At 58.7% G+C, this 13,401-nt stretch carries 13 protein-coding genes and 1 pseudogene; 2 read left to right on the forward strand and 12 right to left on the reverse strand.

Annotated elements, in window-relative coordinates; all coding sequences use genetic code 11:
• The first annotated feature begins 311 nt into the window (after positions 1 to 311).
• A complete protein-coding gene (locus UB90_RS10105; protein WP_081285562.1) occupies positions 312 to 2,402 on the forward strand; it encodes a protein-disulfide reductase DsbD family protein in 2,091 nt (696 codons plus the stop codon).
• 2 nt (positions 2,403 to 2,404) lie between these two features.
• On the opposite strand, the pseudogene UB90_RS10110 reads toward UB90_RS10105, so the two are convergent.
• The 4 genes and pseudogenes from UB90_RS10110 to UB90_RS10125 form a co-directional block, all read right to left on the reverse strand.
• A pseudogene (locus UB90_RS10110) lies at positions 2,405 to 3,125 on the reverse strand (MauE/DoxX family redox-associated membrane protein).
• A gap of 68 nt (positions 3,126 to 3,193) precedes the next feature.
• A complete protein-coding gene (locus UB90_RS10115) occupies positions 3,194 to 4,144 on the reverse strand; it encodes a DUF305 domain-containing protein (protein ID WP_050686576.1) in 951 nt (316 codons plus the stop codon).
• A 119-nt stretch (positions 4,145 to 4,263) separates the two neighbouring features.
• On the reverse strand, positions 4,264 to 4,653 hold the full coding sequence (gene cueR / locus UB90_RS10120; RefSeq protein WP_005619161.1) for a Cu(I)-responsive transcriptional regulator: 390 nt from the start codon (positions 4,651 to 4,653) through the stop codon (positions 4,264 to 4,266).
• A gap of 9 nt (positions 4,654 to 4,662) precedes the next feature.
• The gene (locus UB90_RS10125; protein ID WP_043847201.1) at positions 4,663 to 7,173 is read right to left on the reverse strand and encodes a heavy metal translocating P-type ATPase; all 2,511 of its coding nucleotides are present in this window, start codon (positions 7,171 to 7,173) and stop codon (positions 4,663 to 4,665) included.
• A 146-nt stretch (positions 7,174 to 7,319) separates the two neighbouring features.
• Between UB90_RS10125 and UB90_RS10130 the strand changes: the two genes are divergently transcribed.
• Positions 7,320 to 7,514 (forward strand): heavy-metal-associated domain-containing protein, encoded by a 195-nt coding sequence (locus UB90_RS10130; protein WP_043847225.1) that lies wholly within the window; start codon positions 7,320 to 7,322, stop codon positions 7,512 to 7,514.
• Positions 7,515 to 7,522: 8 nt separating this feature from the next.
• Here UB90_RS10130 and UB90_RS10135 read toward each other — a convergent pair whose 3' ends face one another.
• The 8 genes from UB90_RS10135 to UB90_RS10170 all read right to left on the reverse strand — a co-directional run bounded on the left by UB90_RS10135 (position 7,523) and on the right by UB90_RS10170 (position 13,390).
• Entirely contained in the window at positions 7,523 to 8,242 is a 720-nt protein-coding gene (locus UB90_RS10135) for a DsbA family protein (RefSeq protein WP_005619167.1), read from the reverse strand.
• Complete coding sequence (locus UB90_RS10140) at positions 8,242 to 8,736, reverse strand: c-type cytochrome (protein ID WP_005619169.1); 495 nt, start codon at positions 8,734 to 8,736, stop codon at positions 8,242 to 8,244. Before UB90_RS10140 ends, UB90_RS10135 begins: the two co-directional genes overlap by 1 nt.
• Complete coding sequence (locus UB90_RS10145) at positions 8,733 to 10,121, reverse strand: multicopper oxidase family protein (protein WP_065331939.1); 1,389 nt, start codon at positions 10,119 to 10,121, stop codon at positions 8,733 to 8,735. Before UB90_RS10145 ends, UB90_RS10140 begins: the two co-directional genes overlap by 4 nt.
• 16 nt (positions 10,122 to 10,137) lie before the next feature.
• The gene (locus UB90_RS10150; RefSeq protein ID WP_005619174.1) at positions 10,138 to 11,028 is read right to left on the reverse strand and encodes a c-type cytochrome; all 891 of its coding nucleotides are present in this window, start codon (positions 11,026 to 11,028) and stop codon (positions 10,138 to 10,140) included.
• Between the two features lie 4 nt (positions 11,029 to 11,032).
• A complete protein-coding gene (locus tag UB90_RS10155) occupies positions 11,033 to 11,623 on the reverse strand; it encodes a c-type cytochrome (protein ID WP_005619176.1) in 591 nt (196 codons plus the stop codon).
• 14 nt (positions 11,624 to 11,637) lie between these two features.
• On the reverse strand, positions 11,638 to 12,096 hold the full coding sequence (locus UB90_RS10160; RefSeq protein WP_005619178.1) for a c-type cytochrome: 459 nt from the start codon (positions 12,094 to 12,096) through the stop codon (positions 11,638 to 11,640).
• Positions 12,096 to 12,668, reverse strand: a complete 573-nt coding sequence (locus UB90_RS10165; RefSeq protein ID WP_005619181.1) for a L,D-transpeptidase — start codon at positions 12,666 to 12,668, stop codon at positions 12,096 to 12,098. Before UB90_RS10165 ends, UB90_RS10160 begins: the two co-directional genes overlap by 1 nt.
• A 128-nt stretch (positions 12,669 to 12,796) precedes the next feature.
• On the reverse strand, positions 12,797 to 13,390 hold the full coding sequence (locus UB90_RS10170) for a L,D-transpeptidase (RefSeq protein WP_005619183.1): 594 nt from the start codon (positions 13,388 to 13,390) through the stop codon (positions 12,797 to 12,799).
• Positions 13,391 to 13,401: the final 11 nt, after the last annotated feature.

Here is a 13,401-nt window from a genome sequence, read left to right on the forward strand (position 1 = left end):
ACCGTTAATGTGACAACACCTCTTCTTCCTTCTCTCAATTGCTAAGCGTTCAACTAAGTCATCCGCATTTGGTTTCAATTTCCAGCGCTGGAAGGTTGGAGGCCGCGGTTGCGATTGAAATGTTCAATGAAGAAAAAAGCTTCTATTGGCCTTCCTGCTACGAACGCGGACTTCGTCGCGTTATTCTCGCAGCGGGATGGCTTCACAAACGACATTGTATCCGTTTGTAAAGTTGACCAACCGGGAGATGCAGCCATAGAGGTGCTTCGGATTTCGATCTCGGGACAAGGGTGGAAGCGAGCCAAAAGATGATGCGAACCACGTTGCGCCTATTCTTCCTTCTCATGGCTTGCCTTTGGGCCTCCATGGGCTTTGCTGCATCGAGCGATACCTACGAGAATTCAACAATCACGGCCCGGCTCATCTCCGTTGAAAATGGGGTCGCGGAAACCTCCAGAACCCTTTCCCTTGGCCTGGATGTCGAGCTGGCCGAGGGCTGGAAAGCCTATTGGCGTTCGCCCGGCGAGGTGGGTCTGCCGCCTGAAATTTCATGGGATGGATCGGAAAATCTGGTGAGCGCACAGATGCTCTGGCCCGCGCCTGAGCGCTTCACGGCATTCGGCATCGAGAATTTTGGCTACAAGACCCGTGTCGTCCTGCCCATTCAGGCAGTTCTCGAAACTGCGGGCCAGTCCGCAACATTGCAGGCGCGTGTTTCATTGCTGGCGTGCTCGACTGTCTGTGTGCCGCATGATTTCGATCTCGCACTGACAATTCCGGCGGGCACCGGGATTGACGCGAAGGCGGCGGGCCTGATTTCGGAGTATGCCCAGCGGGTGCCGCTTGGTCCCGAAGAGAGCGACATCATTGTCGAAACGGCGGTGATCGCGGATGATGCGCTTTATGTGACGGCGCGCAGTGCGAATGCCTTTGTGAAGCCGGATATCTTTCCGGAACTGGGGCCGGAATTCACCTTTGGCAAACCGGACATCCGAACCGATGATGCGGGAACAGCCCTTTGGGCCAAGCTGCCTCTTCTCGCGCAAGGGGAGGATCCGCCGCCCCTGCAACTGACTTTGACCGATGGATCACGCGCGGTGACAGCGCAGCCCGCTTGGTCAGACCGCATCCCGGGTGCACCATTCGAGGTTATGGCGAACCTGCCGGATCTGACGCAAATCCTGGCGATTGCGGCCTTTGCCTTTCTTGGCGGTCTGATCCTGAATGTCATGCCCTGTGTTCTGCCTGTCCTGTCCATCAAGCTGACATCGGTTCTCAATCATGGAAACAAGCCAGCGCACGAGGTCCGGAATGGGTTCCTGATGTCGGCGCTTGGCGTTCTGGTGTTCATGTGGGCCCTCGCCGCAATCATTCTGGTTCTGCAATCCGTCGGCGTCACCGTTGGGTGGGGCCTGCAATTCCAAAGCCCTGTTTTCCTGACCGTCATGTTTCTGGTGCTTGCCGTGTTCTCTGCCAATCTGTTCGGGGTGTTCGAAGTTTCATTGCCCTCCGGGTTGCAGTCACGGCTGGCCAGATCAAGCGGTCGCGACGGGTATGGCGGAGATTTTGCAACAGGCGCCTTCGCGGCGGTGCTGGCCACGCCCTGCTCGGCCCCGTTTTTGGGGACAGCGGTTGCCTTTGCCCTGTCCGGGCGCCCGATTGATGTCATTCTCGTTTTCACGGCTCTGGGGCTTGGGCTCTCCCTGCCCTATCTGGTTCTGGCGGGGAAGCCTGGTCTGGTCCGGTTGTTGCCCAGGCCGGGACGTTGGATGGTTGTCGTCAAATGGGTGCTTGCCGGTCTTCTGGCCGGGACCGCGATCTGGCTGCTCTGGGTACTGATAGGGGTGGCGGGTGGCCGGGTGGCCATGACCGTGCTGCTTATGACGAGCCTTTTCATTCTTCTCGCAACAATACGTTTGCCGGGCAGATTGACGCGCCCGACAGCGCTGGTGGTGGTTGCTGTTCTCAGCCTTCTGGTGCCGACGGCGCTGACAATCCCGCCGCAGACGAGAGCGGTGGGCCAGGACTGGGTCGCGTTCGATCGCTCCGAGATACCGAAACTGGTGTCGCAGGGAAAAACCGTCTTTGTCGACGTGACCGCAGACTGGTGCCTGACGTGCAAGGCCAACAAGACGCTGGTGCTGGACCGTGCGCCCGTGGTCGACCAACTGCGGGGTGATAATGTCGTTGCGATGCGGGCAGACTGGACTAGGCCCAGCACTGACATTTCCCGGTATCTGGAAAGCCACAACAGGTTTGGCATCCCGTTCAACATCGTCTACGGGCCAAACGCGCCAGACGGGATCATCCTGTCCGAGGTTCTGACGTCCGAAGCCGTTCTCGACGCGCTGAGCAGGGCTGCACTTGGCGACCCTGTGACCGCTTTGAAAACGGATGGTTAGGCCTAAAAGAGGCCCATCGCACGCGCCGACATCCAGACGCCCATGAATATCATCATCAGGTTTTCGGTCAGGGACACGAAACCCAGCGGCACGTTTGAACCGCCGCCCACGCAGGCGCACTTGATCTCGCGCTTATCGATGTAGACGGCCTTGAAAACTGAAGCCGCTCCGACCGTACCGATGAACAGTGCAACAGGCGCGCTGATCCAGACCAAGGCACCGGCGACCATGAGAATACCGGCAAGTGCTTCGCCGAAGGGATAGACATAGCCATAGCGCACCCATTTCTGGGCAAGCAGATCGTAGTTCAGAAACATCGTGGAAAACGTCTCGACGTCCTGCAGTTTTTGAACAGCAAGAAAGCTCATCGAGATCGCGATGAACCACTCGAATGCCCGCAGCGTCAGGATCGAACCGTAAAACGCCCAACTGAGACCAAGCGCCATAAGGAATGCGACAGCGAATATCGCAATGACGGGTTGATAAGTCGTCTCGTCGTCATCCTTTACGTCCTGGCCGAAAAATTCCCTCAGCGCGTCATAGCCACCAATTCTTTCATTGCCGATAAAGGTCTGCGGAGTCGTTTCGACACCGTGTTCTTCCATGAAAGCATCCGTTTCCTCGCGGGTGTTCAGAGGCCGGTCCTCAATCGAATACCCCTCCCGCTCAAGCAGGTCCTTCGATTTTCAGCCCATAGGGACAAACATGCTCCTCCATCACCATTCGGTACAAAACCGCCGTCTTCGGGGTGGATTTTGCCTCTCTCGTCATGACGCGTTCCTTTAAATCCTTTAACCGTTGCAGGTCCAATACCCGGTAAATCCGACAGTCAGAGGCGTCTCTCCCGTCAATTCAAACAGCAGGGTGGCGTCTTCACCGTCCGCGTCACCCGGCGCCAGCGTGAATTGGCCACCATCGGCAGACAGGACGCCACCGGACGTCACTGTGTCTTGCGACGTGAAGTTGACCAGCGATCCGGATATCTTGGCGACGCCGTTCCCCGCCCCGTCCGTGACCAGAATGGGATCGGCGTTCACGGCGCGAATGAAACGGCATTGTCCGTCGGACCCCAGTGCGCGTGTTATTTCTTCGGCTTTGAGCGGTGCAGGACGGATTCCGGCAATCACCGGGGTTGCAATCGCTTCTTGAAGCCCCTCCATTTCAGCCGGACCGTCCGCTTCACCAAGTGGCCATTCAGGACCGGCTTCGCCATTTGCCTCAATGTCATCTATGAGGAAACGCATTTCGGAAATTTCGCGGTTTTGCGCCGTCACAATTTCCGAAGCCAGCGCCTCGACCCTTGGATCTGTCAGCTCGGCCCGTTCGCTTGTCATGATCGCAATGGAGTGGTGCGGAATCATCGCGCTCATCCAGCTTTCGTCCTGAATGGTCTCCTGGCTTCTCACGAGCCAGAGCGCGCCGGCGAACATCACGACAGACCCGAGAATGATCGCGGCGTTGACGCCCTTGTTCTTGTACATGTTCAACATGAAAAGGAGCATCACGGTCGCCATCGTCGCGCCCATGATGAACGTCATGTAAAATCGGGTTTCGCTCCAGTAGACATGTTCGAAGGAGTACGAGTTGATGTACATCAGGCCGAACATGATCGCAGTCGATGTGCCGACCATCGCCAGAAACCGGCCATAGGATGAACCTGAATGGCCTCCCGAATGTGCTGCACCTTCACTTGAACGGGTGTCGGACCCGCCACGAGATTTCCCGATCGCATCTTCAGACATCTGATCTCTCCATCATGGATTCTATTTGTGGAGGAACAACATTCCAGCGCTGGAGGGTTTCAAGACGATATATCGAAACGGCATGAAACCCCATAAATGTCTGGCCCAGGCATCGTGCGTTACGGGTCTTTGGCCAGATCTTTCAGGATTGGACAATCGGGGCGGTGATCGCCCTGGCAGGCGTCAACGAGGTGAGCCAGGGTCTCTCGCATCGACTTGAGCTGGGCGATTTTTTCGTCAACGGCGGCCAGATGCTCTTGAGCGACAGCCTTGACCTGTGCACTTTCCCGCGTCTCATCTTCATAGAGATCAAGCAGCGTGCGGCAGTCTTCGATCGAGAACCCGAACGTCCTGGCGCGACCGAGAAATGCGAGCTTGTGGATGTCGCTGTCGCGAAAGGCGCGATAGCCGTTGTCGCTGCGCAAAGGCCGGACAAGGCCGATGTCTTCGTAGTAGCGGATTGTCTTCGCTGGCAAACCCGCGCGTTCTGATACTTCTCCGATGTTCACACCTGTCTCCTATTCTGCGGGCTGCGTTGCGAATTTCGTCTCCGCGTCGTGGGGCGGATCCTGTTCCGACATCGTCGCCTTGATCCGTCGCAGCCGCAGCGCGTTGGTCAGAACCGACACGGAGGACAGCGCCATGGCCCCGGCGGCAAACACCGGCGACAGGAGCAATCCAAAGGCCGGGTAAAGCGCGCCCGCCGCCACAGGGATCAGCGCGACGTTATAGCCAAAGGCCCAGATAAGGTTCTGCCGTATGTTGCGCATGGTCTTGCGCGACACGTCGATGGCATTCACCACGCCGCGCAGGTCGCCCGACATCAACACCACGTCGGCGCTTTCGATTGCGACATCCGTGCCGGTTCCGATGGCGATGCCGACATCGGCATGGGCCAGCGCTGGCGCGTCGTTGATGCCGTCTCCGACAAAGGCGATCTTGCTGTTCCCTTGCCGCAATTCGTCCAGGGCGGCGACTTTTCCATCCGGCAACACCCCTGCAATGACATGGTCGATCCCGACCTCGCGGGCGATGGCATCTGCCGTGGCCTTCTTGTCTCCGGTGATCATCGCGACCTTGATCCCTCGATCATGCAGAGCTGCGATCACTTCGGCGCTGGAGGATTTGACCGGGTCTGCCACGGCAATCACGGCCGCCAGGGATCCGTCCACCGCAGCATAAAGCGCGGTGCGTCCCTTTTCGGCCAAGGCCCTTTCGCGGTCTTCCAGCGGGCTGGTGTCAATGCCCTGCTGCACCATGAAGCGATCCGCACCGACATGAACCTTGCGGCCCTGGACAAGCGCCTCGACACCGTAGCCGGTCACGGACCGGAATTCCGTCGCATCGGGCCAGGACAGGCCTTCGCTCTTTGCGGACTGCACAATGGCCTCTGCCACCGGGTGCTCAGACTGCGCCTCGACAGATGCGATGAGGGCGAGTGTCTCTGCCCGGTCAAAGCCGTCGGCCGTGATGAGGTCTGTCAAACTGGGTTGCCCTTGCGTGACCGTCCCGGTCTTGTCCAATGCGACAACGCCAACTTCATCCAGATGTTGCAGCGCATCTCCCTTGCGGAAGAACACCCCCATCTCAGCCGCGCGTCCTGTCCCCACCATGATCGAGGTGGGCGTGGCCAACCCCATGGCGCAGGGGCACGCAATGATCAGAACGGAGACACCCGCCACAAGCGCAAAGGTCAGAGCCGGATCGGGACCGACCAGCAGCCAGACAACCACAGTCGCAAGCGCCAGAACCAGAACGGCAGGCACGAACCACATGGTCACGCGATCCACTAGGCCTTGGATCGGCAGCTTGGCCCCCTGAGCATCTTCGACCATGCGGATAATCTGCGCCAGCGTGGTATCCGCCCCGACTCGCGTCGCCGTTATGGTCAGGCTCCCGGTGCCGTTCACCGTGCCGCCGGTCACCGGTTCGCCAGCAGCCTTTGGCACGGCGAGGGGTTCACCGGTGATCATGCTTTCATCGACGTTGCTTGATCCTTCTGTGACCTCGCCATCGACAGGCAGCCTTTCACCGGGACGCACGAGGATCTGATCGCCGATCCGCAGTTCCTTGATGTCAACCTCGGTCGCCTGCCCGTCACGCAGGACCCTGGCTGTCTTTGCCTGCAGACCAAGAAGGGCCTGAATGGCTGCACCGGTCTTGCCCTTGGCCCGCGCTTCAAGCCAGCGACCCAACAAGATCAGAACGACAATAACCGCCGCTGCTTCGAAATAGACGGCGCGCACACCGTCAGGCAGCACCTGAGGCAGGAAGGTCGCGACTACGGAATAAGTCCACGCCGCCCCGGTTCCCAGTGCGACAAGGCTGTTCATATCCGGGGCACGCTTGATCAACGCCGGAATGCCCTTCGCAAAGAACCCCCAACCCGGTCCGAAAAGAACCACCGTGGCAAGCGCGAATTGGATCAGCCATGACGTTTGAATGCCGATTGTGCTCTCAATCAGGCCCTCAAAGCCGGGTATGGTATGTTTTCCCATTTCCAGAACGAACACCGGCACGGTCAGGATCGCGGCAAGGATGACACGGCGCGCCAGCGCGTCGGCTTCTTCTGCCTTGCGGTCCGATCGGTCCTCGTGCGCATCGCTCTGCGCAATCTCGGCCGGGTACCCCGCCTCCGTACTGATCCGGGCAATCTTTTCCGGGGTGATGGCATCTGGCAGATACTCTACCACAGCCGTTTCGGTTGCCAGATTGACCGCCGCATTCAATACGCCGGGTGTCCGTACAAGCGCCTTTTCAACCCGACCGACACAGGACGCGCAGGACATGGCGTCTACGTTCAATGTTACGCGCCCCGTCCGTGCCGGGTATCCGGCGTTCGAGAGGGCCGTGACCGCCACGCCCGTGGTGGCCGGATTATCCATCTGAAATTGAGCCGTTTCGTTCACAAGGTTGACACTGACGTTCGAAAGGCCCGGAACCTCGTTCAAAGCCTTCTCAACCCTGCCCACACAAGACGCACAGTTCATGCCGGAAACGGATAGACGTATCGTATTGGGGTCGGTCATGAGGGCCTCCTCGGTTGAACTTACCCTGATATAGGGCTTCCAGTTGCTGGAAGCTCAAGAGAGTATCTAATTTTTTTTGATATTTGCTTGACCTTCCTCCCGATGGAACGACCAAGTCTGAGGTTGTACCAAAAATGGAGGCCTTCATGATTTTTTCCGTCCCGAAAATGAGCTGTGGACACTGCACATCCGCTATAGAAAGCGGCATCAAGGCAAAGGATCCATCAGCCGTTGTCACGGCCGATCTGGACCTTCGCCTTGTCACTGTCCAAAGCACATTGGAACAGGCGACCGTGCGGCAAGCCATCGCTGACGCTGGCTACGACGCTTCAGCCGCGTAGGATTGTCCTTATTCGGCGGCCCGTGCCTGATCGACAAGCTCGATCATCTGGTCCGCCTGGATCAGGCCCGGCGCAAGACTGTCGCCGATCACAAATGAAGGTGTGCCACTGAACCCCAGAGATTGCGCAAGCCGCATGGAAGTCTGTATGTGTTCTTCTATTTCCGGTCCGTTCATGTCGCGACGCAACTGTGCAACATCGAGGCCGATGTCTTCCGCAGTGCGGAGAATCGATGCTTCCTCTGCGCGTTCCTTCAGTTGCATCATGGCCCAATGAAACTCTTCATATTTGCCCTGGTTTCGGGACGCCAGCGCCGCGCGGGCGGCAAAAACCGACCCGTCCCCCAGAATGGGCCATTCCCGGTAAACGACCCTGACGTTGGGATCAGCAGCGAGCAGGGCCTCCATTTCAGGTTTAACCCGGCGGCAATAGGGGCAGTTGTAGTCGAAGAATTCGACAACCGTGACATCGCCATCCGGATTGCCCAGAACGGGCGCATTGGGATCATTTTCAAGCGTGGCTTTTTCCGTATCGAGAACCTGCGCTGCGGCTTGCGCCTGCAACGCCTGCTGTTGCTGTTCGAACAACTGCGCGGCCTCGAACACGATGCCCGGATTCTCGCGGATGGCTTCCAGCACCAGTTCCTTGATCCGGTCTTCGTCCATGCCGTCTGCCGTCGCAGCGATGGGAAGCATTAACAGTGCGGTGGTAGCCAAGAATCTTTTCATTATCCGTCTCCTTGTGAGGCAATATCCTGGGCCGTGCGCTCGGCTTGCGTGGCGCGTTCACGCTCCGGCCATGTTGACTTGATGTATGCGAGGATGTCCCAGATTTCCCCGTCGCTCAGTTGGTCGCCGAAACCGGGCATGCCGCTGTTGAAGTCAACGCCTTGCGCCGCGAGAACCTCGGCGCCCCCCAGCTTGGTGTAGGCGAACAGCATGCTGTCCGCGTGGTGCCAAGTGTGGCCGCTTGCATCATGCGGCGGTGCGGGCAGGCTTCCGTCATCACGCGGACTGCGCCAGTTTTCTTCACCTTCCAAATTTGCGCCATGGCACGCGGCGCAATTTTCGGCATAGAGAACTTCGCCCGCGGCCACATCGGCTGAGGAGTTGATGAGGTTTTCCGCCGTATGGTCGGTTCCGCCGGACCGGGTCCACAGGAATATGGTAGCCACCGCAACGGTAACTACGCCCAACGCAAGATAGACGGATCGCGGGGTCATCCAACGACGATCTTGGTCATCATGCCCGAAGCCGCATGCGACAGCATGTGGCAATGTAGCAGCCATTGGCCCGGGTTGTCCGCCACAAAGGCAATCTCGCGCGTCTGACCCCGTTCAAGAAGGGTCGTGTCACGCAGTGGCCCAAGGGTGCCGTTTTCGGCGACCTCGTGGAAGTGAATGCCATGCAGGTGCATCGCGTGCGGAAACGCCGTGTCGTTCACCATCTTCAATCGTACATTCTGGCCGCGGTCCAGCCGCGCAAGGGGATCACCGTTGATGCCATCCACTCTGCCGTTGAACGACCAGAAATACCCGGCCTCGACGATCTCGCCAATCGGCTTGAGCTCACCTCCTAGGGAGGCGGACCTCATGCGACCCATGGCACCGCCTTCCATGCTGAGGCTGAGCGTCGTGGCTTCTTTCAGGTCGACCATCCTGTGGTCGTTCGGCGGCAAGGCCAAGGGCGCGTCGCGACGGTTTGTCGTGCCCCCCTCAACAACCTCGAATGCAACCTGGCTGAAGGCTTCTTCCCGGCCGAACTGAAGAATATGAGCCGCTTCACCAACATCCGCGACCACATCGACGATCAGGTCAATCCGTTGTGCCGGAGCGAGGATCATCGCCTCTGTCACCTTCACGGGTGCCGTCAAGGGCATGCCGTCCAGCGCGACCACCCAACCGTCCAGGCCTTCCAGGCCCAGCTGGAAATTGCGCGCATTGGCAGCATTGATCAGCCGCAAACGCAGTCTTTCGTTCTTTCGGGCACGCAGGCCCAGATTGAAGGTTCCATTGGTCGTCAGCAGGTTGCCGATGCGCCCTGCGTGGCTAAGATCATGAGACGCGCCGAAGTCGTCCTTGATTTGCGCGGTTTCGGGATCAATAAGCCAGTCATCCAGGATCAGGACTTCCTCGCGATCAATGTCGAGAGGCTCGGCCTCTTCCACGATCAGTGCACCGTAAAGCCCTCTGCCCACCTGCTCGAACGACCTATTATGGGCATGGTACCAATAGGTCCCGGCGTCCGGGACGGTAAAATCATAGTCGAATGTTTCCTCCGGCTGGACCGCGTCCTGGGTCAGGCCGGAAACGCCATCCATTGCATTGTTGATGCGGATGCCGTGCCAATGCGTCGACGTTCCCTGAGAAAACCGGTTGACCAACCTGCGCTGGACACGCCCCCCCTGCGCCACGCGAATCTCCGGACCGGGTGAGCCGCCGTCAAAGCACCAAAGCGATGTCTTGCCATAGTCGCCGGGCAGCAGCTGCACGTCGCTTTGCTGGGCTGTCAGGGTCGCGAATGGCGTGCCCGCAAATCCAGTGCGGGCCGACAGACCACTGAACGCAGCAGATGTTGCCAGAAACTGGCGGCGATTGAGCGTGATCATTCGTGGGTTCCCAAGATTATGATTTGTTGTCCAGCAGGTAGGTGGCCATCGCGTTCAAGTCCGCATCGCTCAGAAAGCCTGTGCCATAGCGCACGACTTCGGCCATTGAACCACCAAAGACGTCGCCGGAAGGAGTTATTCCAGATCGCAAAGCATAAGCCATATCGTCCACCGTCCAGCCTTCTGACAAAAGGTCGCGTGACCGGATCGAAGGCGCTTTGCCGCCTCCGGGCAAGGCGTCGTTGCCGGAAAACCGTTCCGCCACGATGCGCGCACCTGCAAAGTTTCGCGACGTGTGGCAGGCAGAGCAATGCGCGGCCCCGTTGACCAACAGCTTGCCCCTGTTCCATGCATCGCTTTTGTCCGCCACTGGTTTTGTATCAGGCTTCGTTAGAAAAGCCGCCCGCCAAAGTTTCATTCCCCACCGCTGATCGAACGGGAATGGCACCTCGTGCGCCGGGGCCGACACGCTCACGGCTGGCACGGTCTGGAACGCGGCCCACAGATCGGCAATGTCTTGATCCGTGAAGTTCGCGTAAAACGGATAGGTGAAGGTCGGATAATAAGGATCACCATCCGGGGAAACACCCTGCCGGACGGCCCTTGCAAAGTCTTCTACGGTCCAGCCCCCCATTCCGTGTTCGACATCGGTGGTCAGATTTGGCGGATAGAACGTACCGAAATCGGTCCGGAGCGGCGCTCCTCCTGCCAATGGCGCCCCGCCAGCTTCAAAGTTGGTGTGGCACGCAATGCATCCACTGGCGCGCGCCAGATACGACCCCCGCTGGGCATCGCCTTGCAGGGTCAGGTCCGAGACTGGCCCACCGATCGGCCAGGCTATCGTTGCCGCGACAACGCCGATGCCGCCGACGACCCCCGCACCGATGATCCAACGCCACCACCGCATCTGATCACTTGTCCTCTTTGCGGAACTTCTGGTGGCAGGCCGAACAGGTCTGGGCGACCATCGCGAACGCACGGTCGGTCGGCATGTCCGCAAACATCTCGGTCGTCATGGGAAGGTCCGATCCCATCATGCCCCCTCCCATTGCAGGCGCGGACCCGCCACCCATCATCCCGTCAGTGGCGCCGCCCATCATTGATTCGCTACCGTTGCCCTGTGCTGCGGCCAACCCATTGCCTGCGCTCAACTTCAATCCTTCGGCGGCTGTTCTCAACTCTTGCGCAAGGGCCGCGAACTCTTCGCTGTTTTCCCAGACCGACGGCAACGCCTTGGACACTCCGCCACCCGAGCCTTCAGGAAACAGTCGCGTCATTTGCTCACCGGCATGGCCGATCATCGCGCCAGCTTCCCTGCGGACGACATCGGCGTCATAAGGTACCTGACCCCGCATCATGGGTGATAGCGTCTTGAGTGTTTTGGCCATCGCGGACATGCCCTGCATCCGCTCCAGCACCACGCCGGTTGCTCCGGAATGCGCCAAGGCAGCAACGCCGGTCGTCCCGATCGCAATGGCAGTAATCCATATCTTCATGTTCATGTTGGTCATTCCTGTCAATTGATCCCGTTGGCGCGCTGAAGTTCCCGCACATATGCAACAACCATCTTCACATCGCCGGGTGTGACGCCTTCAACTGGCGGCATATTGCCAAACTTCCAATGGTGCGCTCTGACACCTTGTTTCGCGGCAAGCAAAAAAGCGGCGTCACCGTGATGGCTCGGTTCATAGATCTTGTGGACAAGCGGCGGTGCCACGCCATTCTGTCCGGCAGCATTCGCACCGTGACAAGCGGCGCAAGCGCCATCGAAAACACGCTTTCCCAATTGGGCATTTGCTGAGAATTCAGCAGGCACAACCACGTCTGCAATCGGCGCGCCCTCTTCCGTCTGCGAAAGATCAGGCGTTGTCATTGTGTGGCCGGGCATCGAAGACGATGGCTGCAATTGCTGCCAGATCACAACCGCGCCACCGACGACAAAAAACGCCGCAATCAGGATGCCGGACTTCGACATCAGATTAATCGTACCTGCGTGCCGACCGGTGTCCTTTCGAACACCTCGATGATTTGCTCGTTGTAGAGACCGATACACCCGCTTGAAGAGCGTCTTCCGATCTTGCGCGTATCATGGGTGCCGTGAATCCTGTAGTACGTCCAACTCAGGGGCAGGGCACGGACGCCCAACGGGTTATCCGGCCCGGGCGGCATATAGGCTGGCAAAGACGGGTCACGTTCGCGCATGGAGGGTGTAGGGGTCCAGTCAGGTTCGGGGTCCTTGAACGTGACTGTCGTGTAGCCGCGCTTTGTCAGCTCGTCAGACAAGGGAACCGATGTCGGATAAATGCGCATTTCGCCATCGGCCGTCCAGTGTTGCATCACGCGGGTAACGGTGTCTGCGATGATGATACCCTTGTCCAAAGCGTCAAAGTGGTCTTGCCAAGCGTGTGTACGAAACGATGAGATATTCCTTCGGACACTGGTTTGATCCACCTGGGCACGCAGGATGGACGGGGCCGCGAAAGCTGCCGGTGCGGCACCTGCCGTGAATGCTCGACGCGTTACACGTGTTTGCTTGCGGGTCATCATATGGCCTCATGTTGTTGTCTGCCTATCCACTAGACTACCCGCCTGGTCGCATTTCATGAACAGTCCGGGGCCTGATATTATGTAACGATATGTATCCCGGCCAACGGACACGTCTTCGCGCTGCTGCCTCAAACCTCGATGGGTTTCAGGACAACACGCGTGTCGAGCGGGACCTTCTCATAGAGTTCGATGATCTGATTATTGGTAAGCCTTGCACAGCCGTTTGAGACACGTCGACCAATCGTCTTCGGATCCGTTGTGCCGTGAATTCTCAGGTAGGTGTCCCCACGCCCTGGCTGGTAAAGATACAAGGCGCGGGCACCGAGTGGATTGTTCAGCCCACCGGGCACACCGCCCGCAAAACGAAGATATCGGTCAGGATCTCTGGCTATCATGGCGGGTGTGGGCGTCCACCGCGGCCACTTTTGCTTGCGCGCGACATAGAACTCGCCGGATTCATAGAGCCCCTCCCGGCCAATTCCGACGGTATACCTGATTGCCCGATTGTTCGGCAAAGTCCAAAATAAAGCGAACTGGTTCGGATCGACATGTATTTCTCCCGGTTTGTCTGCCTCGGTGAACGGAACCTGGCGCGGCAACTGCTCCGGGGGCACCACAGATGGCCCGACGCGCCGGTCGTGCTCTGCGTCACTATGCGCGAATGCTGTTTTTCCACTCACCGAAAGAGCTGCAACAGAAGTCAGGAAATATCTTCGTTTCATATACTTGCCTC

This window comes from Tritonibacter mobilis, from assembly GCF_001681715.1.
GTDB classification, from domain to species: Bacteria; Pseudomonadota; Alphaproteobacteria; order Rhodobacterales; family Rhodobacteraceae; genus Epibacterium; species Epibacterium mobile.

Coding starts and splice junctions, on each gene's coding strand:
- UB90_RS10105 (WP_081285562.1), top strand. CDS start 312: ATGCGAACCACGTTGCGCCTATTCTTCCTTCTCATGGCTTGCCTTTGG.
- UB90_RS10115 (WP_050686576.1), bottom strand. CDS start 4,144: ATGTCTGAAGATGCGATCGGGAAATCTCGTGGCGGGTCCGACACCCGT.
- UB90_RS10125 (WP_043847201.1), bottom strand. CDS start 7,173: ATGACCGACCCCAATACGATACGTCTATCCGTTTCCGGCATGAACTGT.
- UB90_RS10130 (WP_043847225.1), top strand. CDS start 7,320: ATGATTTTTTCCGTCCCGAAAATGAGCTGTGGACACTGCACATCCGCT.
- UB90_RS10135 (WP_005619167.1), bottom strand. CDS start 8,242: ATGAAAAGATTCTTGGCTACCACCGCACTGTTAATGCTTCCCATCGCT.
- UB90_RS10140 (WP_005619169.1), bottom strand. CDS start 8,736: ATGACCCCGCGATCCGTCTATCTTGCGTTGGGCGTAGTTACCGTTGCG.
- UB90_RS10145 (WP_065331939.1), bottom strand. CDS start 10,121: ATGATCACGCTCAATCGCCGCCAGTTTCTGGCAACATCTGCTGCGTTC.
- UB90_RS10150 (WP_005619174.1), bottom strand. CDS start 11,028: ATGCGGTGGTGGCGTTGGATCATCGGTGCGGGGGTCGTCGGCGGCATC.
- UB90_RS10155 (WP_005619176.1), bottom strand. CDS start 11,623: ATGAACATGAAGATATGGATTACTGCCATTGCGATCGGGACGACCGGC.
- UB90_RS10160 (WP_005619178.1), bottom strand. CDS start 12,096: ATGTCGAAGTCCGGCATCCTGATTGCGGCGTTTTTTGTCGTCGGTGGC.
- UB90_RS10165 (WP_005619181.1), bottom strand. CDS start 12,668: ATGATGACCCGCAAGCAAACACGTGTAACGCGTCGAGCATTCACGGCA.
- UB90_RS10170 (WP_005619183.1), bottom strand. CDS start 13,390: ATGAAACGAAGATATTTCCTGACTTCTGTTGCAGCTCTTTCGGTGAGT.